The following is a 21,574-nucleotide window of genomic DNA, read 5'->3' on the forward strand; positions in this document are numbered from 1 at the left end:
GTGGAAAATAACACCCAGTCACTTTTTGCCGCCCAGTCGCTTGAATCCCCCTGCGCACTGGCTGCCGCGCTGGCGCCCCATGCGGCGGCGGGGCATTTCGATGAGTTGCGGGGCCGTGTGTCCGAAGGCCCCGCGCCCGCTGAAGCGGCTGCGCCGGCACCGCCCGCGCTGCGGGCCGCGGGCAGCCCCCCTGAAACAGCCCCGGCCCGGCCCGAAGCCCCGGCGGCCGGGACTGATGACGCCTTGTCGCCCGACTGGACACGCTTTTTCAACTTCCTCGGCAGCGACGGCTTTTACGACCTGAACCACCGCACCGCCAACCTGCGCCGCCAGATCCGCGACAACGGCGTGACCTACAACGTATACGCCGACGCCAACGGCCCGCAGCGGCCCTGGTCGCTGGACCTGTTCCCCATGATGGTCTCGCCCGCCGACTGGGCGCAGATCGAGGCCGGCATCCAGCAGCGCGCCCGCCTGCTGGACCGCGTGATGGCCGACATCTACGGCCCGCAGGAGCTTCTCTCCAAAGGCCTGCTGCCCAGCGCGCTGGTGCATGCCCACCCAGGTTACCTGCGCGGCATGCAGGGCGTGCAGCCGGCCGGCGGCACCTATCTGCACATTGCCGCCTTCGACATCGCGCACGGCCCCGACGGCCGCTGGTCGGTGGTGTCGCAGCGCACGCAGGCGCCTTCGGGCCTGGGCTACCTGCTCGAAAACCGCCTGACGATTTCACTGCTGTTCCCCGAAGCCTTCCGTGAAATGAAGGTCGAGCGGCTGGCCGCGTCGTACAAGGCGCTGGTGGATGGCCTTAAAGCCATGAGCCCGACGGACAGCAACGAGGAAAGCCGCGTGGTGCTGCTGACGCCGGGGCCTTACAACGAAACCTATTTCGAGCACGCCTACCTGGCGCGCTTCCTGGGCCTGACACTGGTCGAGGGCAGCGACCTGCTGGTGCGCGATGACAAGCTTTACCTGAAAACCCTGCGCGGCCTGGAGCGGGTGCATGGGCTGCTCAAGCGCCTGGACGACCAATTCCTCGATCCGCTGGAACTGCGCTCGGACTCCACACTGGGCGTGCCCGGCCTGCTGCAGGTGATACGCGCGGGCAATGTGCTGGTGGTCAATACGCCGGGCTCGGCCTTCCTCGAATCAAGCGCGCTGCTCGGCTTTCTTCCCGCACTCTCCGAGCACCTGCTCGGTGAAACGCTGGCCCTGCCCTCGCTGGCCACCTGGTGGTGCGGCGAGCAGGCGGTGATGCAGGACGTGCTGAGCCAGCTCAAGACCTGCGTGATCAAGCCGACCTATCCGGGCACCGGCATGGAATCCGTCATCGGCCATACCCTGTCGCGCCGTGCACTGGACGAATGGGCCGGCCGCATCGTGCGCCGCGGCGAAGACTTCACCGTGCAGGCTTACCTGCCGCTGCCGCAAACGCCGACCTGGCAGGGCGAGCGGATTTCCCCGCGCTCGGCCATGCTGCGCGTGTTTGCGGTGGCCGACGGCAACGGCTCCTGGCAGGTGCTGCCGGGCGGCCTGGCACGGCTGGCGGGCAAGAACGAAAACATGTCGTCGATGCAGCACGGCGGCAGCAGTGCCGACGTGTGGGTGCTGGGCGCCCCCTCCACAGCCAAGGCGGCGGCCGAACACACCGCTGCGCCGCGCACCGAGCAGCCGGCGCCTGCCTGGGCCGCAGCGCCGCTGCGCCACCGCCCGCCCGTGACCAGCCGCGCGGCCGAAAACCTTTTCTGGCTGGGCCGCTACACCGAGCGTGCCGAAAACTCCACGCGCCTGGCGCAGATCACGCTGCAATGCCTGGGCGGCGAAGACCAGACCTCGCAGCCCTTGCTGGCCTGGCTGACCAGTATGGCCGTCGGCAATGCGCTGGTGCTGGACACCGTGCCGCCGGCCACGCATGCGCGCCGTGTCTTCGAACGCGCGCTGATCGCCAATCTGGCCGACACCGAACAGGCCGCCAGCGTCGGCTTCAACCTGCGGGCCCTCAAGAGCGCCGCATCTGCCGTGCGCGAACGCCTGTCACAGGAACAGTGGCACATGATCGTGCGCACCGAGACCGACTTCTTCCAGCGCTGCTCATCGTTCAGCGCCGTGGGCCAGACCCAAAGCCAGGGTGGGCAAAGCCAGAGCCAATCCAGCCAGTATCTGCTCGAATATTCTTCCGTCGAGGCGCTGCGGGCGCTGGAGTCGGCCAGCGGCTTCCTCTCAGCCATGACGGGCGCGCAAACCGACCGCATGACACGCGATGACGGCTGGCGCCTCTTGAGCGTGGGGCGGCTGATTGAACGGCTCAACACCCTGGCGGGCGCATTGGTGCGCGGTTTCGAAACCGGATCGGTCTTTGAGGAAGGCGGCTTCAACGCCATGGTGGCGCTGTTCGACAGCACCATCACCTTCCACGCGCAGTACCAGCAGCGCCGCGACATCCCGGCCCTGCTTGATCTGCTGGTGCTGGACCGCGACAACCCGCGCTCCCTCGGCTGGGTGGTGCAGACCCTGCGCGGGCGCCTGGCCAAGCTGGCGGGCAGCGCGCCTGGCGACATGCCCGACCTGGCGATGGAACTGCCCGACCCCGGCAGCTGGGCGCTGGCTGATTTGTGCCAGGAGGCCCCAGCCCGCACCGGCGAAGGCGAAGATGAAAACGGCGAGCAACATGATGGGCGGCTGGTGCAATTGCTCGAGCAGTGCTGCGATGCCGCGCTGGAGCTGTCAGACACCTTGAGCCGCCGCTATTTCAGCCACGCGGCCTCCGCCAGCCAGAGCCTGGGCGCCTGAGCCCTAGGAGTTTTTCCGTGCTGCTTCACGTCGTTCACGAAACCCGTTACCGCTATGCCCCGGTGGTGGAAAACGCGCACCATGTGGTGCACCTCAAGCCCGCCAGTCGAAACGGCCAGACCCTGCTGGACTATGCCCTGCGGGTGAACCCCGAACCAGTCCAGCTGCGCGAAACCGAAGACGTCTACGGCAATACGCGCACCTACTTTTCCCTGCAGGCCGCACATGAGAGCCTGACCGTGGTGGCCGACAGCATTGTCTCCACCTCGGTGGCCAACCCGCTGCAATCAGAGGCGTCGCTGTCCGCCGGCAAGCCTGCTTCGCCCGCCTGGGAGCAGGTGCGCGAACAGTTCCGTTACCGCGCCGGCGCGGCTTACGACAGCGCCTCCGAATTCCTCTTCGCCTCGCCCTATGTGCCGCGCGACGATGCCTTCATCGAATTTGCCCGCCCCAGCTTCCTGCCGGGCAGGCCGCTGCCCGAGGCGGCGCGAGACCTGATGGAACGCATTCACAGCGCCATGACCTACGAGAGCGAAAGCACCGAAGTCAATACGCCGGCGCTCGAGGCGCTCAAGCTGGGCAAAGGCGTATGCCAGGATTTCGCGCACATCATGGTGGCCTGCTGCCGCGCCATGGGCCTGCCGGCGCGTTATGTCAGCGGCTACCTTCTCACCACGCCACCGCCCGGCCAGCCACGGCTGGTGGGCAGCGACGCCTCGCATGCCTGGGCTTCGGTGTACTGCCCCGGCCTGGGCGCCTGGCTCGACTTCGACCCCACCAACAACCGCGCACCGGGTGAAGACTACGTCACCCTGGCCATCGGCCGCGACTTCCTCGACGTATCGCCCATGCGGGGTGTGATCCGCGGCGGCGCACAGCACATCCTGGACGTGGCCGTTACGGTGGAGCCGGTGGCAAGCGCCGGGAACTGACCGGTTTTCGCTAGGCTGGTGGCTCCTCCAAGCAACGCACCCTCAAACGTGACTGCACCACCGCTCCATCAATTCCTTTCATGACCCCAAAGGCCTCCGGAACCCGGTCACCATCCTACAATTCCCTGCACTGCCAGTCGGCCGCGCAGCCTCCCTCGCTATCAAAAGCATAGCTGCCTGCGCTCGTCCTCATTGGTCTGGAACCATTTTTCTTCATCAAAAGGACCATCATGAGCGCCTACGACAAGCTGAAAGCACTGAACATCACCCTGCCCCCCGTGGCAATCCCTGTCGCCGCCTACCTGCCCTTCGTGCAGACGGGCAACCTGGTGTTCCTGAGCGGCCATATCGCCAAGAAGGACGGCAAGCCCCTCGTCGGCCAGCTCGGCAAGAACATGACGACAGAAGAAGGCAAGGCCGCCGCGCGCTCGGTCGCCATCGACCTGATGGGCACGCTCGAAGCCGCCGTCGGCCTGGGCAAGGTCAAGCGCATCGTCAAGCTCATGAGCCTGGTCAACTCCACCGGTGACTACACGGAACAGCATCTGGTGACAAACGGCGCAAGCGAGCTGTTCGCTGAAATCTTCGGCGACGCCGGCAAGCATGCGCGCAGCGCCTTTGGCGTGGCGCAGGTCCCCATGGGCGCTTGCGTCGAGATCGATCTGGTGGCTGAAGTCGAATAAGCCGGCTACACAGCACCCGCAATGGCTGTGGGGCCGACGCGCCGGCGACAAGCGCCATCCGGCGGCCCGGCTTAAACTCGTAACGCTCGGCCATTTCGCCGGGCAGCGTTCTCAGGGCGGGGTGAAATTCCCCACCGGCGGTGTTTGCAGGCAACTGCATCAGCCCGCGAGCGCCTGGTTGCCGTGCTTCATACGGCAACCAGGGTCAGCAGATTCGGTTCAACTCCGAAGCCGACGGTCACAGTCCGGATGAAAGAGAGCGCGATGCTGGCGGCTGTGCCGTGGGCGACGATGGCTGGTGCGGACTCTCCGCGCGGGCTTTTCGCGTGCCCATGGGCTGGCCGCAGGCTCGTGCGCCCTGATTCTGGTAACACCTGGCAAAGAGGATTCCATGAGTCAGACAGATATTTCCCCACCTTCGGCTTCCCGTTCGGGCGGCACACCCACCAAGGCACGTTTCGCCTTTATCCAGTCGTCCTGGCACGAAGACATCGTGGACCAGGGCCGCGGCGCCTTCCTGGCCGAGATGGCCCGGCAAGGCACAGGCCCCGAATCCATCGACACGTTTGAAGTGCCCGGCGCGTTCGAGATTCCACTCCATGCGAAAAAGCTCGCACAGTCGGGCCGCTATGCAGGCGTGGTCTGCTGCGGGCTGGTGGTCGATGGCGGCATCTACCGCCATGAGTTTGTAGCTGAAGCGGTGATCAGCGCGTTGATGGGCATCCAGCTGGAAACCGGCGTGCCGGTGTTTTCAGCGGTGCTGACGCCGCAGCATTTTCATGAGCATGAGGAACACCGAAAGTTCTTTACGGAACATTTCCTGACCAAGGGCAAGGAAGTGGCGCAAGCCTGCCTGGAGACGGTGGCAAGCCTGAAAAAGCTTGATCTGTTGCTGGCAGCTTGATTGCTGAATAACTGGCCAGACCGGCGAGCGCAGCATCTTGCTATTAAATCAATAGCTGCTTGCGCCCGCCAGTTATGACCTTCAGTCAGTTTTACTCAACGCGGCTGATGCCGGTGGGTTTGAAGCCCAGGTCGGCTGCCTTGCCCTTGCGCGCGCGCGCCGCACGGGCATTGTTCAGGCTGCGGATTTCCAGCGTTTCCTCGCGCGCCTTGCCACCGCGGCCAATGCCTTCAATCTTCACGCTGCGCGTGTAGGCGGCTGCACCGGCCAGGGTGTCCTTGGCTTCGAGGTCAATCAGCATCAAGCCACGCCCGCCGGCGGCCTGCATCTTGAGTTCCGCGATTTCAAACGTCAGGATGCGGCCGCCCGTCGAGGCGCAAGCCACATGCGTGGCCGGCACCAAGGGCGCCGCTGCGCTGGTGAAGGCGGCATGCGAAGGCCTGCAAATGGTTTCACCTTCAGCGCAGCTGATAAAGGCCTTGCCGGCTTTCAGGCGCGACGTCATGTTCTCGACAGTAGCGAGGAAGCCGTAGCCGCCGCTGGCGCTCAACAGCAATGCGGCATTGGACGGGCCCGCAAAGTAATGCACCAGCTGCGTGCCGGACTCCAGGTCGATCAGCGTGGTGAGGGGCTGGCCGTCGCCGCGCGCACCTGGCAGCAATGACACCGGCACCGAATAAATGCGGCCGCGTGAGCCAAAGGCCAGCAGCGTGTCGATGGTGCGGCATTCGAAGGTGCCGTACAGCCCGTCGCCCGCCTTGAAGGCGAAGCCTGCCGGGTCATGTCCGTGACCGTTGCGTGCGCGCACCCAACCCTTGTCGCTGATGACCACGGTCACCGGCTCGTCGAGCACCTTGACTTCGAGCACGGCTTTTTTCTCGGCCTGGATCAGCGTGCGGCGCGCATCGGCGAATTGCTTGGCGTCGGCCTCGATTTCCTTGACCAGCAGGCGTTTGAGCGCCGCCGGGCTGCCCAGGATTTCCTCAAGCCGGCCTTGCTCTTCGCGCAGGTTTTTCAGGTCCTGCTCGATCTTGATGGCTTCAAGCCGTGCCAGTTGGCGCAGGCGGATTTCAAGAATGTCCTCGGCCTGGATTTCGCTGAGCTTGAAGCGTGCGATCAGCGCCAGCTTGGGCTCTTCCGACTGGCGGATGATGGCGATCACCTCGTCGATGTTGAGCAACACCAGCTGGCGGCCTTCGAGGATGTGGATGCGGGCCAGCACTTTGTCGAGCCGGTGCTGCGAGCGCTTTTGCACCGTGGTCTGGCGGAACTCTATCCACTCCGCCAGCATCTGGCGCAGGTTTTTCTGCGTCGGCTTGCCGTCCAGCCCGACCATGGTCAGGTTGATGGGCGAGGAGCTTTCCAGGCTGGTGTTGGCCAGCAGCGTGTTGATGAGCTCGGACTGGCTGATCTTGCTGGTCTTGGGCTCGAACACCAGGCGAACGGCGGCGTCCTTGCTGGATTCGTCGCGCACCACGTCGAGCACGGCCAGGATGGTCTGCTTGAGTTGCACCTGGTCCTGGCTCAGCGCTTTTTTGCCGGCCTTGATTTTCGGATTGGTGAGCTCTTCGATTTCCTCGAGCACGCGCTGGGTACTGACACCGGGCGGCAGTTCCTGCACCACCAGCTGCCATTGGCCGCGCGCGAGTTCTTCAATCTTCCAGCGGGCGCGAACCTTGAGCGAGCCGCGGCCCGTGCTGTAGGCCGCCGCGATTTCCGCGCTGCTGGAAATGATTTGCCCGCCGCCCGGGTAGTCGGGTCCGGCGATCAAGGCATATAGCTCTTCATCGGCAAGCTTGGGCGTCTTGATGAGCGCTACGCAGGCGTCGGCCACCTCGCGCAGGTTGTGGCTGGGGATTTCGGTAGCCAGGCCCACGGCAATGCCGCTGGCGCCGTTGAGCAGAGTGAACGGCAGGCGTGCCGGCAATTGGCGCGGCTCTTCGAAAGAGCCGTCGTAGTTGGGTACAAAGTCGACCGTGCCTTCGTCAAGCTCATCGAGCAGCAGCGTCGTGATGCGCGCCAGCCGAGCCTCGGTGTATCGCATGGCCGCTGCGCCGTCGCCGTCGCGGCTGCCGAAATTGCCTTGTCCATCGACCAGCGGATAGCGCTGGCTGAAGTCCTGCGCCATGCGCACCATCGCGTCGTACGCCGCCTGGTCACCGTGCGGATGGTATTTGCCCAGCACGTCGCCGACTACGCGGGCGCTTTTGACCGGCTTGGCACCGCTCGCACCGTTGGCGCCGCCAAAACCCAGGCCCATGCGCGACATGCTGAAAAGAATCCGGCGCTGCACCGGCTTCTGGCCATCGCAAACGTCGGGCAAGGCACGGCCCTTGACGACACTGAGGGCATATTCAAGGTAAGCCCGCTGCGCGTACGCGGCCAGGGAATCCTGGTCTGCGGGTTCGGGGATCGGGGCTACTGCGTCCGGTGTGAAGAGATCATCCATCGTGAATTTGCTTGGGCTAGGTCAAGTTATGCCGGTCCGGTGCGCACAGGCGCGGCCGGTACAGGATTATGAAAAGAAAACGGGGGAAGTCGCTTCAGACTGCCTGCGGCAGAAGGCCAGGTGCATGGTCTCAGTACGGCTCGGGCAAGGCCTCTGGCGTGGCGGTGGACACCACCGTGGGTGACACCATGTTGCCGCGGCCGGTGGCCCCGCCCATCATTTCCATGCGAACGCGGCCGCCGGACGCCATGCTGGGTGGCTTGAGGTGGTTATAGAGCTGCATCACGGTCTTGACGTAGTTTTTGGTTTCCGGATAGTTCGGAATCTTGTTGCCGGCACGCTGAACGGCGCCCTCGCCGGCGTTGTACGCAGCGATGGCCAGTTCGAGCTGGCCGGGAAACATGGCAATCAGGTCACTGAGGTAGCTGGAGCCGGCTCGGATGTTGGTCTTGGGATCGGTGAGCCTTTTGTGGATGGTGGAATCCTTGGTGGCCCGCACGCCATAGCGCTCCGCCGTCGGCGGGATCAGCTGCATCAGCCCGACCGCACCCTTGGGCGAAACGGCCTGGGCGTTGAATCCGGATTCGGTGGCGATCAGTGCCTGCAGCAGCTCGTAGTCGATGCCATGCTTGGCAGAAGCCTCGCGGAGCAGGTGCTTGACGGCCTTGTAGTTGGGCGACACATCAAAGTAGGCCAGCAGCTTGGGCGGCGCATTGGCCACGCCGGTGGCCTGATTGGCGCCATTGCCAACTGCCTTGCCGCTTTTGGCAGCGCTGTTGCCTGCGCTGAAGCTTTCAGCGCCGCGGAAAAAAAGCTCATAACGCTCATCGAGCCGTACGGCCGAGAAATGCGCAATGCCTTCTTTATCGACGTAACCCCAGATGTCAGCATGGGCAGATTGCTGCGACAGCAGCATTAGCAGGCTCAAAAAGAAACCCGGCCAGAGCCTGGGTTTGCCACTAAAAATTTTCATGTAAGAAATCCATTGTTGATTGCTCATCCATCCAGGCAAACCTGTCGGCCTCAGGCCGTCGGAGCCACGAGGTCAGCTTGCAGGAACGGTAAAACATCAAGTTATTCATCGCCACGAGTCAGGACTTCAGTGTGAGCACAATTCTTAAAACGGCCCCACCAATCATGACGATCAGCAAAACCACCATACCCCTGTAAAACCATTTCAGCGGCTTCAGGCGCTCATCCAGTGCACTCATGTTGTGCTTGAAAGCATTTACTTCTGCATCGGCCGCTGAACTCATCCGTTCGAGTTCAGCCTGCATTTGACGGTCAATTTCCGCCAGTCTTTTTTCATCAACGGGTCCCGCCCGGTTCATTCGCTGCAACTCGGCAAACAGCAGGTCACTCTTGCGGTTTGCCTCCCTGCGGAGTTCAGCAGCTTGCTCTCGCTGCTCCGCCACGTCAATTGCTTCAAGGTAGTTCCAGCCCTTGACCCTTCGCCCACCTGATTTGTCCGCGATGAACTGGACGGCCCGAACGACGAACTCCGGGTCTCTTCCTAAAAAATCGCAACCAACCTCTACTACCGCAGACTTCTCCCTTAATTTGGGACCCGCCCAGTGAAGCGACCTCGGTATCAAGGCAGATTTCAGTCCGTTGAACGTCGCCGGGTCCAGCGCCAGCATCAAGATCGCCTTCTTTTGCCCCTTGACTTCAAACTGCTTAAGGTCGATACCGCGAATGTGCTTCCAGGCGATAGCGGGCAAGCCGCTGAGCTTCAAGCCCAGCAAATCCGCCTTCAACGCACTGCCGGATTGCCATGCGGCATAACCTGAAACAAACAGACTGCCAATGTACACAAACAATAGAACAGCAAAACTGCCCAGCAAGGCCACGGGAATCAACTTCCCTTCCTGCCAAGTCGCCCTGGCCAACAAACCCGTCACCCCAAAAATCAGCAACAGCGCAACGACAAAACAGAGCCAACGAAACCAGCGGAATGGCACGTCCAGCGCACTGTCGCTAAACCGCAGTGCCTCCAACGTGACATCCTTCTCCGCCTGCTGCTTCTTTCTGGCGATGGCCTTCTCTGAAAAAATCGACAAACACAAACCACCTGCGGCAAGGGCGAACACAAAGCCGGAGGCCATGAATTCATGGCGCGCAAGTGCCACCGTCGCCCAGAATGCGGCAAGCACCAGTACCACGATGCCCATCACACGCGCAAACGACAGGAGAAGCCTCAAACGTCCACCTCGACGCTGTCACCGTGCAACTCCATCAGTTCGCGGCGCGCTGCGGCCTCGCCTTTGCCCATCAGCTTGGTGATGAGCGTCTCGGTTTGCAGAAAATCCTGGTTGCCCAGTTGCACGGGCAACAGGCGACGGGTGTCAGGATTGAGTGTGGTTTCCCATAATTGTTCCGCGCTCATTTCGCCCAGGCCCTTGAAGCGGCTGATGCTCCAGGCACCTTCTTTTACGCCATCCTTGCGTAACTTGTCCAATATGGCGGTCAGTTCGCCTTCATCAAGGGCGTACACCTTTGAAGCCGGCTTTTTGCCCCGCGCCGGCGCATCCACCCGGTACAGCGGCGGCCGGGCCACATAGACATTACCCGATTCGATCAATTTGGGGAAGTGGCGGAAAAAGAGGGTCAGAAGCAGCACCTGGATGTGCGAGCCGTCCACATCGGCGTCGCTCAGGATGCAAACCTTGCCGTAGCGCAGGCCGGAGAGGTCTGGCGTGTCATTGGGGCCGTGCGGATCGACGCCGATGGCGACCGCGATGTCGTGGATTTCGGTGTTGGCAAACAGGCGGTCGCGCTCGACCTCCCAGGTATTGAGCACCTTGCCGCGCAGCGGCAGAATGGCCTGGCTTTCCTTGTCGCGGCCCATCTTGGCGCTGCCGCCGGCCGAATCGCCCTCGACCAGGAAGACTTCGTTGTGCGCCAAATCCCGGCTTTCGCAGTCGGTGAGCTTGCCTGGCAGCACGGCCACACCGGAGCCCTTGCGTTTTTCGACCTTCTGGCCGGCTTTCTGCCGGGTTTGGGCGGCCTTGATGGCCAATTCGGCCAGTTTGCGGCCGTAATCGACGTGCTGGTTAAGCCAAAGCTCCAGCGTGGGCCGTACAAAACTGGACACCAGCCGCACCGCGTCGCGTGAATTGAGGCGTTCCTTGATCTGGCCCTGGAACTGCGGATCGAGCACCTTGGCGCTCAGGACATAGCTGGCGCGGGCAAAAACGTCTTCCGGCAAGAGCTTCACGCCCTTGGGCAGCAGCGAATGCAGGTCGACAAAGCTCTTGACGGCATTGAAGAGGCCGTCGCGCAGGCCGCTTTCATGCGTGCCGCCGGCGCTGGTGGGAATCAGGTTGACGTAGCTTTCGCGCACCGGCTGGCCTTCTTCAGTGAAGGCCACGCACCACTGCGCGCCCTCGCCCTCGGCAAAACTCTCGTGCGAAGCGTCAGCAAAACCTTCGCCCTCGAACATCGGGATGACCGGGTCGCCGGTCAGCGTCTGCATCAGGTAGTCGCGCAGGCCGCCCTTGTAGAGCCAGGTCTGGGTGTCTTTGGTTTTCTCGTTGGTCAGCGTCACCGTGACGCCGGGCATCAGCACCGCCTTGCTGCGCAGCAGGTGCGTGAGTTCGGCCATGGGCAGCGTGGCCGATTCAAAGTATTTGGAATCGGGCCAGGCGCGGACGGTGGTGCCCGTCTTGCGGTCGCCATCGCCGTTTTTGCGCAGGTGCAGCTTTTCAATGACATCGCCGCCCGAGAACACCAGGTGGGCGACCATGCCTTCACGGTAAGAGGTGACTTCCAGCCGCTTGGACAGCGCATTGGTCACGCTCACACCCACGCCATGCAGGCCACCCGAGAAGCTGTAGGCGCCGCCCTTGCCCTTGTCGAATTTGCCGCCCGCGTGCAGCCGGGTATAGACGATCTCGATGACCGGCACCTTTTCTTCAGGGTGCAAGCCGAAAGGAACGCCACGGCCGTCGTCGTCGACGCTCACCGAGCCGTCGGTGTGCAGCGTGACCTTGATCTTCTTGCCGTAGCCGGCCAGGGCCTCGTCGGCGGAGTTGTCCAGCACTTCCTGGATGATGTGCAGGGGGTTGTCGGTGCGCGTATACATGCCCGGCCGTTGCTTGACGGGCTCCAGGCCCTTGAGCACGCGGATCGAGCCTTCGGAATATTCGGTGGGTAGTTTGTCAGCCATGGCAGATGAAAGAATTGCCGCAATTGTAGTCGGGGCCGGCAAAGTAACTGTATAAACATACAGTCAACCTGATTTGAGACACGGAACGAAGTGCGGTCCGGGCAGTGTTTTGCCATTTTCGTTACAGTCGACAGATAGCGCGTTTTCCGCTCCCGACCTTTCTTTTTTGCCGCTTGCGGCGGCCCGTCCATGACCACCGACACCAAAAAACTCTCCATGCTGCAGGTGCTGATCTGCGGCGCCACCATCGTCACGCTGTCCATGGGCATTCGCCACGGTTTTGGGCTCTGGCTGCAGCCCATCACGCAGGCGCAGGGCTGGACGCGCGAGACTTTTGCCTTTGCGCTGGCGGTGCAAAACCTGTCCTGGGGTGTGTTCGGCATTTTTGCCGGCATGGCGGCTGACCGCTTTGGCGCCTTCCGCGTGATCGTGGGCGGCGCGCTGCTGTACGGGCTGGGCCTGGTGGGCATGGCGCTGTCGCCTACCGGTTTCCTGTTCACCCTGACAGCCGGCGTGCTGATTGGCGCCGCGCAGGCCGGAACCACCTATGCCGTGATTTACGGCGTGATCGGGCGCAATATTTCAGCCGACAAGCGCTCCTGGGCCATGGGCGTGGCCGCGGCGGCGGGCTCGTTCGGCCAGTTCCTGATGGTGCCGACCGAAGGTTTCCTGATCAGCAGCCTGGGCTGGAAAGAGGCTTTGCTGGTGCTGAGCGGCGCGGTGCTGCTGATCGCGCCGCTGGCGCTGGGCCTGCGCGAAGGCGGTTTCGCCGGTGGGCAGCCTGCCAAACGCGAACAAACGATCCTTCAGGCGCTGCGCGAGGCCTTCAAGTACCCGAGCTTTCAATTGCTGATGGCGGGTTATTTTGTCTGCGGCTTCCAGGTGGTGTTCATTGGCGTGCACATGCCCAGCTACCTCAAGGACAAGGGCCTGTCCCCCCAGGTGGCCAGCTATGCGCTGGCGCTGATCGGCCTCTTTAATGTGTTCGGCACATACATTGCGGGCTCGCTGGGCCAGAAAATTGCCAAGCGCAAGATCCTGGCGACGATTTATCTTTCGCGCGCCATCGTGATCGCCGTGTTCCTGGCGGCGCCGCTCAGCCCCCTGAGCGTTTACATCTTTGCCAGCCTGATGGGCCTGCTGTGGCTGTCGACCATTCCGCCAACCAACGCCGTCGTGGCACAGATCTTCGGCATCCAGCATTTGTCGATGCTGGGCGGCTTTATCTTCTTCAGCCACCAGATCGGTTCCTTCCTGGGCGTCTGGCTGGGCGGCTATTTATATGACCGCACAGGCAGCTACGACATCGTCTGGTACATCGCGATTGCATTGGGCGTGTTTGCCGCGCTGGTGAACCTGCCGGTGCGTGAATCACCGATTGCACGCGCGGCCGTGCCCCAAGGGGCCTGACATGGCCAAAAGGATCGGCCTGTGGGCGCTCGCAATCATCGCGTCGCTGGGGGTGTTTGCCCTCTACACACGGCCTGATTTCCTGTTCACACTCGCCAACCAGGTCTGGGCCTGCTTCTAGCGCAAGGCCCTGCCCAGGGGTTTTATCTGTGTTTTGGGCTGCGGCCCAATCAGGACGGGCGCAAGCAGCTATGAAAACAATAGTAATTACCGGAGCCTCGGACGGCATAGGCGCTGAAATGGCGCGGCAATTGGCCAAAACCCACGGCGCCGGCGTGGCGCTGGTGCTGGCCGCGCGCAATGAAGCACTGCTCAATGAGGTTGCGGGCCAATGCGCTGCCCATGGGGCGCTGACCCTGGCCGTCAAAACCGATGTGTCGCAAGAAGAACAATGCCGCCAGCTGGTGGCCGCCGCCATCGGCCGGTTCGGGCAGATCGATGCCTTGATCAACAACGCAGGCATGTCGGCGCAAGCCCTTTTTGAAGACGTCAAGGCTCAGGACCTGGCCTGGTATGAACAGTTGATGCGCATCAACCTCTGGGGCAGCGTCTGGTGCACCCATGCCGCCCTGCCTTACTTAAAAGTGCGCCACGGGAGCATCGTGGCTGTCTCCAGCCTGGCGGGCCTGATCGGCGTGCCGGGCCGCACCGCCTACAGCGCCACCAAATTCGCCATGACGGGCTTCTTCGAGGCATTGCGCGCCGAGCTTAAAACGGCCGGCGTCAGCGTAACGACGGCCTACCCGGGCGTGGTCGCCACCCGCATCCGCTACCGCGGCTTCAACGCGGCCGGTGAGGCAGCCGGAGCCAGCGGCCTGAAGGAAGACGACGCCATGAGCGTGGAAGAGTGCGCACGGCTGATCGTGCAGGGTATGGAGCGCCGCGACCGCGAAGTCGTCATGACGGCCAAGGGCAAGCTGGGCCGCTGGCTCAAGCTGATCGCACCCGGCCGGGTTGAAGCGATGGCGCTCGCCGCGCTCAAAGATGACGTAAAACCCTACTGATGGAAAACAATGCGCACGGCATGGAACCGCCCTCCGCCTGGGTGCAGCGCTGGTCGCACCTGATACCTGAGCGCGGCGTGGTGCTGGACGTGGCCTGCGGCCATGGCCGCCACGCGCGCTGGTTTTATGAACGAAATCACCCTCTGACCCTTGTAGACCGTGCGCAAGCAGCTATTGAATTCATAGCATCAGCTCTTCCCACACGCCCCGCCCAAACCGTTGAAGCCGTGGTGGCCGACATTGAGGAGGGTCCCTGGCCCTTTGAAGGACGACAGTTTGAGGCCGTCATCGTCACCAATTACCTGTGGCGGCCGCTCCTGCCCACGCTGCTGGCCAGTCTGGCGCCGGGTGGGGTGCTGATTTACGAAACTTTTACGCAGGGCAATGAAACGGTAGGCAAACCCTCGCGCCCCGATTTTTTGCTGCGTCCCGGTGAATTGCTGCAGGTCTGCCAGGGCCTGAAAGTGGTGGCCTTCGAGGAGGGTTTTGAGGAGCGTCCGCCACGCTTTGTCCAGCGCATCGCCGCCGTCCGCGAATCAGCCACCACTGCGGGTTTATCCGCCCCCCTTCATACCGCGGATGGGGGGCCACCCCGCTATAGACTGACCTAGGCTCTGGGTAGAATGCAGGATTGGCCTTTTCCGGGGCCGGCTTGAAGCTGTTCAGGCCGGAACACCCCAGATACCTGCATGGCCGCGAACGTTTACAAGCAGAGCATGAAACCCATTACTGGCAGCATCGTTGCACTGGCAACGCCCTTGCACGACGACGGCAGCGTAGATTACCCCACCCTGCGCAAGCTGGTTGACTGGCACATTGCCGAAGGGACCGACTGCATTGGCGTGGTCGGCACCACCGGCGAATCCCCGACCGTCAATGTCGAAGAACATTGCGAAATCATCCGGGTGTCGGTTGAGCAGGCCAAAAAGCGCGTGCCCATCATGGCTGGCTGCGGTGCCAACTCAACGGCCGAAGCCATCGAATTGGCCAAATTTGCCAAAGGCGTTGGCGCGGACTGCCAGCTGCAGGTCGTCCCCTATTACAACAAGCCCACCCAGGAAGGCCAGTACCGGCACTTCAAGGCGATTGCGGAAGCGGTTGGCGACCTCCCTACCGTGCTTTACAACGTGCCCGGCCGCACCGTCGCCGATATGGCGCACGCCACCGTACTGCGCCTGGCCCAGGTGCCCGGTATTGTCGGTATCAAGGAAGCCACCGGCAACATCGAGCGCGCCCAGTGGCTGATCAAGGAAGTGCCCAAGGGTTTTGCCGTGTATTCAGGCGACGACCCGACCGCCGTGGCGCTGATGCTTTGCGGCGGCCAGGGCAATGTCAGCGTGACGGCGAACGTCGCGCCCCGCCTCATGCACGAGCTGTGCGTGGCCGCCGTGGCCGGCGATGCCCGCCGCGCCATGGAGCTGCAACTTAAATTGCTGCCGCTGCATCGCAACCTGTTTGTCGAAGCCAACCCGATTCCCGTCAAGTGGGCCATGGCCCGGATGGGCCTTTGCGGCGGCACATTGCGCCTGCCGATGACGCCGCTGGAAACATCGAACGAAGCCGCCGTGGAAAACGCCCTGCGCATCTGCGGCCTGGTCTGATTTGCCTGATCTGATTTTTAAGGGAACCCAAGTGAAGATATTGCCAACACATCCTGCATTTTCCAAAGCCCGGAGCGCCGCAACCGTGTCTGCACTGGTTGCCCTCGGCATGCTCGCCGGCTGCTCCTCCATCAGGGATGTGATGGAAGGCGAACGCGTCGACTACAAAAGCAGCGGCGCTAAAGCTCCTTCCCTGGCGATCCCTCCCGACCTGACACAACTGAGCCGCGAAACCCGTTATGTGGTGCCCGGCACCGCGGTGTCCGCCAGCAGCTACCAGGTGGGCCAGCCAACCCAGGCCGTACAAACCGCAGCTGTGACCGTGGGCGACGTTCGCATCGAGCGCGCGGGAAGCCAGCGCTGGCTGGTGGTGAACCGGCCTGCAGACAAGCTCTGGACGCCTGTGCGTGATTTCTGGCTGGAGAGCGGCTTCCTGCTGTCCCAGGACCAGGAAAACCTCGGCATCATGGAAACCGATTACGCTGAAAACCGCGCCAAGCTCCCGCAGGATTTCATCCGCAACACCATAGGCAAAGTGTTCGACAGCCTGTACTCCACCGGTGAGCGCGACAAGTTCCGCACACGGCTGGAGCGCCGCCCTGATGGCGGCACGGAAATCTATGTCAGCCACCGCGGCATGGTTGAGGTGCTGACCGGCGTCAAGGCCGGCTCCACCGGCGGCGACAGCACCATGTGGCAACCCCGACCTGCCGACCCGGAGCTGGAAGCCGAATTCCTGCGTCGCCTGATGGTCAAGCTGGGTGTCACGCAAGAGCAATCGAAGGCCCTGGTGGCCGCCGGTGCGGACAAACAAACCTCGCGGATCGCCACTGTCAACAGCCAGCCAGTCGTGCAGATCGACGAAGGCTTTGAGCGTGCATGGCGCCGCGTCGGCCTGGCACTGGACCGCACCGGCTTCACGGTTGAAGACCGCGACCGCAGCCAGGGGACCTACTTCGTGCGCTACGTCGAGCCTATCGTGAACAAGACCGAGCCCGGGTTCTTCAGCAAACTGTTCAGCGGCGCGCCACCAGCCGTGCCGCCACTGAAGTACCGCATCGCAGTCAAGAGCCAGGGCGAAAGCACCACGGTGTCGGTCCTCAACGCCCAGGGTGCCCCTGAAGCATCGGCCAATGCCCAGCGCATCATCCAGGTGATTGCCGACGATCTGAGGTAAATCCCGGTTCGTGACCCTGTTCATCCCGACTGACGATTCCGTACCGGTGTGTTGAGGTTCAAAAGCCTGGGCAGTGGCAGTTCAGGCAATGCCACACTGGTTGAAGCGTCGGGAATCACGCCGCTTCGCATTCTTGTCGACTGCGGGCTGGGACTCAAGCACCTGCTCTACAGGCTCGGTGAGGCGGGCCTGCAACCCGAGGACATCCACGCCGTGTTCATCACCCATGAGCACGGTGACCACATTGGCTGCGCCCGGTCACTGTCGCTTCGCTACCGGATCCCGGTCTGGATGAGCCATGGCACCCACGCAGGCATAGGGGCACCGGATTTTGACGGGCTGCTGCACAAGGCGCGCGACGGGAAGGCCATTGACCTCGGCGGCATGCAGCTGATGCCTTTTACGGTGCCCCACGACGCCAGGGAGCCCCTGCAGCTCAGCTGCACCGATGGCTCGGCCAAGCTGGGCATTCTCACCGACCTCGGCCATGCCACTTCGCATGTCCTGGAACACCTTGGCGGATGCGATGCCCTGATGCTGGAGTGCAACCACGATTCCGACATGCTCGCCCAATCGTCCTACCCCGCGTTTTTGAAGCGGCGTGTAGGCGGCCAGTATGGACATCTCTCGAACACGGCCGCTGCGGATGTCGCCCGCGGCGTCATGCATCACGGGCTACGCCACTTGGTGGCAGCCCATCTCAGCGCGCAAAACAACCGGCCGGAGCTGGTGCAGGAGCTGATAGCCGCAGCCGTGGGTTGGGACGCGGAAGACATCATTGTGGCCAGACCCGACGTCGGCACACGCTGGATCCATATCTGAAAAGCGTCGTGGGCCCTGCAATGCAGGTGCATGCCGGCCATGGCGGCAAACAGGCGCCCATAAAAAAAGCCGCCTCACGGCGGCTTTTTCGACTCGCTGAAGAATTACTTCGCAGCGCTGGCTGGAGCGGCGGTAGCAGCGGCTGCAGCGGCAGCAGCGTCAGCAGCAGGTGCCGATGCAGGTGCAGATGCTGCAGCGGCAGGAGCCGATGCGTCAGCAGCAGGGGCTGGAGCTGGTGCAGCAACTGGAGCTGGTGCCGGTGCTGGAGCTTCTTCTTTCTTGCCGCAAGCAGCCAGAGCAACAGCGGCAACGATAGCTGCCAAAACGAGTGACTTGTTCATTTTTACGATCCTTGATGATATTTAAGAAAACAATTTCCGGAAATTGCCAAAAGAAAACCCAAACCGGAATTCAAGTTATTTTTGACCGGGGAAAGGACTCGAGCTCTTTCTACCCAGCTTTAAATTATATGCCGGATATTACAAACAGGAACGCAAGCCGGAAAACCCTAAGTCAGCCTTTACAGGCCTGTAGCGCCCTCCGACGCACAAATGCCCCCTCAAAGCCCTAGCGTGGTGGCGGGGAACGACGGCGAACTTTTCAGCAAACGCTCATTGATTCGCTCCCTCAACGCCACCCGCCTGGCAACCTCAGAGCCGGCAATGCCCGTGCAATGCTGCACATCCAGCCGCTCAAAGACCCAGCCGGGGCCGAGCAAGGCGCTGGGCATATCGTCCGCCGCCCCCGACGTGTTGGCGCGGCATTCCACAATGTGCGCCCAGGTACGCCGCCAGGTGACGAACCGGGCGTGCCGCCTGACCACTTCATCGTAGTTTTTGGCCAGCATCGTGAATTTCCGGCCCGTCATGGACCAATCATTCAGTGCCTGAACGACTGCACGTTCTCCCAGGGGCCAGTCTTCGAAATCGGGATCGCACACAATGATTTCACGCCACCCCTGTACGGCTGCCGCTGAAAGCGACTGCCTGATCAACTCCGTGAAGTCGCTGCGGCCGGTAAACCGGCCTTCCAGCAAGGCGGGCGGCAGGGCAGAACTGGTTTTTTCCGTATCCATAAAACGTCTCCAGGCTGTTTGGCAAGCAGGTCAGTCGTCTTCCGCAGGCAGCGTCTGCCGCAGCCAGCCCGCATCATGCCAGTCACCCAACAGTGCGACCGCCGATGCACCGGCCTTGCGAAGCTCCCTGGGTGTAAGGCTGCGCTGATCTGCCAGCCGGCGCATCAGGACAGCATCCGCACCCTTGGCGCGATAGCTTTCGCCATTGATAAACACATGGTCGCTGTCATACATCATCCGTGTGCGCGGATCAAGATGTACGCCGGTCCGTCCTTGCCGCGCCGCGTTGGCATCCCATTCGCGTTCCACCTCGTCAAACCATACCGAGGGCTTGGGTTCGGTCATGTATTCACCCATCGCGCAAGCTACGGCCAGCGGGTCTCTCAACGCATCCAGAACCGCCTGGCGGGCAAAGGCCGTGAGCTCTGCCGGCATGGCCGCGGGCGTCGGGGTGGCTGTCTGGCCTGCATCACGGTAGAGGCGGGGTTGTAGAGAACTGCGGCCGGCGTCACGTGCTGCAGATTCGCCGTCGTCATGGCCGGCGTCCTCAGTGAACTCGGCCAGTCTGTGCAACAGTTCTGCGGCAAGTTCACCCTGCGCGGGCGCCCTGAACCCGATGGAATACGTCATGCAGTCCGCATTTTTTGCGTCGGCTGGGCCCGCCGCCTCGGCAATGCCGTCGTGGGCATAGCGCGGAGGCAGGTAAAGCATGTCGCCGGCTTCCAGCACAAACTCTTCCTCGGGAACAAAATTCTCAAGGATTTTCAGCGGTACGCCATCCTGCAGCGTCAGGTCCTTTTGCCGCCCTATCCTCCACCGCCGCCGGCCACTGGCTTGCAGCAGGAAGACGTCATAGCTGTCAAAGTGCGGCCCTACTCCGCCGCCAGGCGTAGCAAACGAAATCATCAGGTCGTCGAGCCGGGCATCGGGCACAAAGCGGAACCTCTGCAACAGCGCATGCGCGCCAGCGTCATGCAGGTCCACCCCCTGCACCAGCAAGGTCCAGGCTTTCTGGCTCAGCGGCGGGAGGCTTCGCGCGGCAAAAGGCCCCTGTTTCATCCGCCACCCTTTGGGTTGCTGGACAATCAGCCGGGACTCGACTTGCTCACGCGACGCGAGCCTGAACAGCGCTGCGCGGCTGAGCACAGGCGGCAGCCCCGGCAGCGCCTGGCGGATGAGAAGCGGCTTTTTTTGCCAGTGACGGCGCATGAATTGCGCCGGGCTCAGGCCGGCGAGGAGCTCTAGAGATTGATTTACATCCATGGGACAATTGTCGGATGAAAATCACCCCGCAATGCGTCGTAGCCCTGACATGGACGCTGAAAGACACTCTGGGCGATGTGCTGGACGAGCTGGACGAACCCATCGAGTTTTTACTCGGCGGGGATGACCTTCTCGCGAAGATCGAGGAGGCACTGCAAGGCCATGAAGCCGGAGAGAAGCTTGAGTTGCACCTTGAGCCCGAAAACGCCTTCGGTGACTACGACGAGAACCTGGTTTTCCTCGAACCCCGCAAGATTTTTCCCGCCGAACTGGAAGAAGGCATGACCTTCGACGGCATGGCCCTTCCGCCAGGAAGCAGCGGGCAAGCGCCTCATGATCATATTTACACAGTGACCGAGATCTATCCCGATCACGTCGTACTCGACGGCAATCATCCCCTTGCGGGCATTGCCATCCGGTTGAACCTCAAGGTTGAAGCCGTGCGCGAAGCCAGCGAAGAGGAAATCGGCCAGGGATCACTTGGCACCGGTTTTTTCAAACTTGAGCCGATCACACCGGGAAGTGGCACGCTGCACTGAGACATGTATGATTCCGGACGTAAAAAAGCCGGCCATCCCCTGCGGGAGCAGCCGGCTCTTCATATGCGGAGGAACCGCAGCTTTACATGATCCGGTTGATCTGGCCGTTTTCAATCTTTACGCGGTCTCCCACGCGAAGGTTGCCGTAGCTGGGCACGTCGTAAGCGCGTGAGCTGCCATTGTCCAGTTGCACGGAGACGCGATAGCTCTCACGAATGGTCGCGTTGCGGTTCTTTTCAATGGCGTTACCGGCCACCGCACCGCCCACTGCACCCACCACGGTTGCCGCATCCTTGCCGCTACCGCCACCGATCTGGTGGCCCACCACAGCACCCGCCACACCGCCCAGGACAGCACCGACGCCTGAGCCGCGGCCTTTTTCCGTAGTCTGGATGGCTTCCACATTGATAACCCGTCCGTACTCAACGTAAGCATTCTGCTGATTGGCAGGGTAGGACGAAGAAGCGGGATAGGTTGAAGTGGTGGCCGGGTAGGACGAATCGCCGCTCGGGCTCATGGGCGCGCAGGCGGCAAGGCCCACCAGTGCCAGCACAGCGGAGGCCGAGGAAATAAAGCGGAATGTGTTTTGCATGAGTCTCTCCTGTTAATAAGTTCATGAGATCCCCGGTCTGGCATCGGCTTCTCGCTAACGGGAAGCCGATACCAGGAGCGCGGAGACTCCCATGACCCATTAAGGGCATGCAGCAGCAAATACAGAGTGGGGTTTAAAGCTGTCGCGGCGTGGGAGCCGTGTTGC

Annotated in this window: 19 protein-coding genes and 1 riboswitch; of the genes, 11 read left to right on the forward strand and 8 right to left on the reverse strand. The window is 62.4% G+C overall.

Annotation, left to right across the window (positions count from 1 at the left end; translation table 11 throughout):
• The 4 genes from AC1D11_RS02545 to AC1D11_RS02560 all read left to right on the forward strand — a co-directional run bounded on the left by AC1D11_RS02545 (window position 1) and on the right by AC1D11_RS02560 (window position 5,309).
• Window positions 1–2,790 (forward strand): circularly permuted type 2 ATP-grasp protein, encoded by a 2,790-nt coding sequence (locus AC1D11_RS02545; RefSeq protein WP_477646818.1) that lies wholly within the window; start codon window positions 1–3, stop codon window positions 2,788–2,790.
• Between the two features lie 17 nt (window positions 2,791–2,807).
• On the forward strand, window positions 2,808–3,722 hold the full coding sequence (locus tag AC1D11_RS02550; protein WP_477646819.1) for a transglutaminase family protein: 915 nt from the start codon (window positions 2,808–2,810) through the stop codon (window positions 3,720–3,722).
• Window positions 3,723–3,952: 230 nt separating this feature from the next.
• Window positions 3,953–4,405: a RidA family protein gene (locus AC1D11_RS02555; protein WP_477646820.1), complete on the forward strand. Its 453-nt coding sequence runs from the start codon at window positions 3,953–3,955 to the stop codon at window positions 4,403–4,405.
• A 103-nt stretch (window positions 4,406–4,508) separates the two neighbouring features.
• Window positions 4,509–4,670, forward strand: a riboswitch (FMN riboswitch).
• A gap of 126 nt (window positions 4,671–4,796) precedes the next feature.
• Window positions 4,797–5,309: a 6,7-dimethyl-8-ribityllumazine synthase gene (locus tag AC1D11_RS02560; protein ID WP_477646821.1), complete on the forward strand. Its 513-nt coding sequence runs from the start codon at window positions 4,797–4,799 to the stop codon at window positions 5,307–5,309.
• Window positions 5,310–5,400: 91 nt separating this feature from the next.
• Here AC1D11_RS02560 and parC read toward each other — a convergent pair whose 3' ends face one another.
• The 4 genes from parC to AC1D11_RS02580 form a co-directional block, all read right to left on the reverse strand.
• Complete coding sequence (gene parC / locus AC1D11_RS02565) at window positions 5,401–7,758, reverse strand: DNA topoisomerase IV subunit A (RefSeq protein WP_477646822.1); 2,358 nt, start codon at window positions 7,756–7,758, stop codon at window positions 5,401–5,403.
• A gap of 130 nt (window positions 7,759–7,888) precedes the next feature.
• Window positions 7,889–8,731: a lytic transglycosylase domain-containing protein gene (locus AC1D11_RS02570; RefSeq protein WP_477646823.1), complete on the reverse strand. Its 843-nt coding sequence runs from the start codon at window positions 8,729–8,731 to the stop codon at window positions 7,889–7,891.
• 118 nt (window positions 8,732–8,849) lie between these two features.
• On the reverse strand, window positions 8,850–9,959 hold the full coding sequence (locus AC1D11_RS02575) for a hypothetical protein (protein WP_477646824.1): 1,110 nt from the start codon (window positions 9,957–9,959) through the stop codon (window positions 8,850–8,852).
• Window positions 9,956–11,926 carry a DNA topoisomerase IV subunit B gene (locus tag AC1D11_RS02580; RefSeq protein WP_477646825.1) on the reverse strand — a complete coding sequence of 657 codons (1,971 nt, stop codon included), beginning with the start codon at window positions 11,924–11,926 and terminating at the stop codon, window positions 9,956–9,958. The genes AC1D11_RS02575 and AC1D11_RS02580 overlap by 4 nt, the downstream gene beginning before the upstream one ends.
• Before the next feature lie 189 nt (window positions 11,927–12,115).
• Here AC1D11_RS02580 and AC1D11_RS02585 point away from each other — a divergent pair, with 189 nt between their 5' ends.
• From AC1D11_RS02585 to AC1D11_RS02610, 6 genes are all read left to right on the forward strand, one after another.
• Window positions 12,116–13,336: an MFS transporter gene (locus AC1D11_RS02585; protein ID WP_477646826.1), complete on the forward strand. Its 1,221-nt coding sequence runs from the start codon at window positions 12,116–12,118 to the stop codon at window positions 13,334–13,336.
• A 191-nt stretch (window positions 13,337–13,527) separates the two neighbouring features.
• A complete protein-coding gene (locus AC1D11_RS02590; protein ID WP_477646827.1) occupies window positions 13,528–14,340 on the forward strand; it encodes an SDR family oxidoreductase in 813 nt (270 codons plus the stop codon).
• Window positions 14,341–14,360: 20 nt separating this feature from the next.
• Window positions 14,361–14,951, forward strand: coding sequence for a class I SAM-dependent methyltransferase (locus AC1D11_RS02595; RefSeq protein ID WP_477646828.1), 591 nt, complete (start codon window positions 14,361–14,363; stop codon window positions 14,949–14,951).
• Window positions 14,952–15,056: 105 nt separating this feature from the next.
• Window positions 15,057–15,941, forward strand: coding sequence for a 4-hydroxy-tetrahydrodipicolinate synthase (gene dapA, locus AC1D11_RS02600; protein WP_477646829.1), 885 nt, complete (start codon window positions 15,057–15,059; stop codon window positions 15,939–15,941).
• Between the two features lie 109 nt (window positions 15,942–16,050).
• Complete coding sequence (gene bamC, locus AC1D11_RS02605) at window positions 16,051–17,118, forward strand: outer membrane protein assembly factor BamC (protein ID WP_477646911.1); 1,068 nt, start codon at window positions 16,051–16,053, stop codon at window positions 17,116–17,118.
• 48 nt (window positions 17,119–17,166) lie between these two features.
• Window positions 17,167–17,940 (forward strand): MBL fold metallo-hydrolase, encoded by a 774-nt coding sequence (locus AC1D11_RS02610; protein ID WP_477646830.1) that lies wholly within the window; start codon window positions 17,167–17,169, stop codon window positions 17,938–17,940.
• Between the two features lie 104 nt (window positions 17,941–18,044).
• On the opposite strand, the gene AC1D11_RS02615 is transcribed toward AC1D11_RS02610, so the two are convergent.
• From AC1D11_RS02615 to AC1D11_RS02625, 3 genes are all read right to left on the reverse strand, one after another.
• The gene (locus tag AC1D11_RS02615; protein WP_477646831.1) at window positions 18,045–18,281 is read right to left on the reverse strand and encodes a hypothetical protein; all 237 of its coding nucleotides are present in this window, start codon (window positions 18,279–18,281) and stop codon (window positions 18,045–18,047) included.
• A 218-nt stretch (window positions 18,282–18,499) separates the two neighbouring features.
• Entirely contained in the window at window positions 18,500–19,015 is a 516-nt protein-coding gene (locus AC1D11_RS02620) for a hypothetical protein (RefSeq protein WP_477646832.1), read from the reverse strand.
• 30 nt (window positions 19,016–19,045) lie between these two features.
• Window positions 19,046–20,278, reverse strand: a complete 1,233-nt coding sequence (locus tag AC1D11_RS02625) for a JmjC domain-containing protein (RefSeq protein ID WP_477646833.1) — start codon at window positions 20,276–20,278, stop codon at window positions 19,046–19,048.
• A 14-nt stretch (window positions 20,279–20,292) separates the two neighbouring features.
• Here AC1D11_RS02625 and AC1D11_RS02630 point away from each other — a divergent pair, with 14 nt between their 5' ends.
• On the forward strand, window positions 20,293–20,817 hold the full coding sequence (locus tag AC1D11_RS02630; RefSeq protein ID WP_457278933.1) for an FKBP-type peptidyl-prolyl cis-trans isomerase: 525 nt from the start codon (window positions 20,293–20,295) through the stop codon (window positions 20,815–20,817).
• Between the two features lie 82 nt (window positions 20,818–20,899).
• Here AC1D11_RS02630 and AC1D11_RS02635 read toward each other — a convergent pair whose 3' ends face one another.
• Window positions 20,900–21,409 (reverse strand): outer membrane lipoprotein, encoded by a 510-nt coding sequence (locus tag AC1D11_RS02635; protein ID WP_477646834.1) that lies wholly within the window; start codon window positions 21,407–21,409, stop codon window positions 20,900–20,902.
• Between the last annotated feature and the right edge of the window lie 165 nt (window positions 21,410–21,574).

Source organism: Polaromonas sp. P1_E11 (assembly GCF_056405995.1).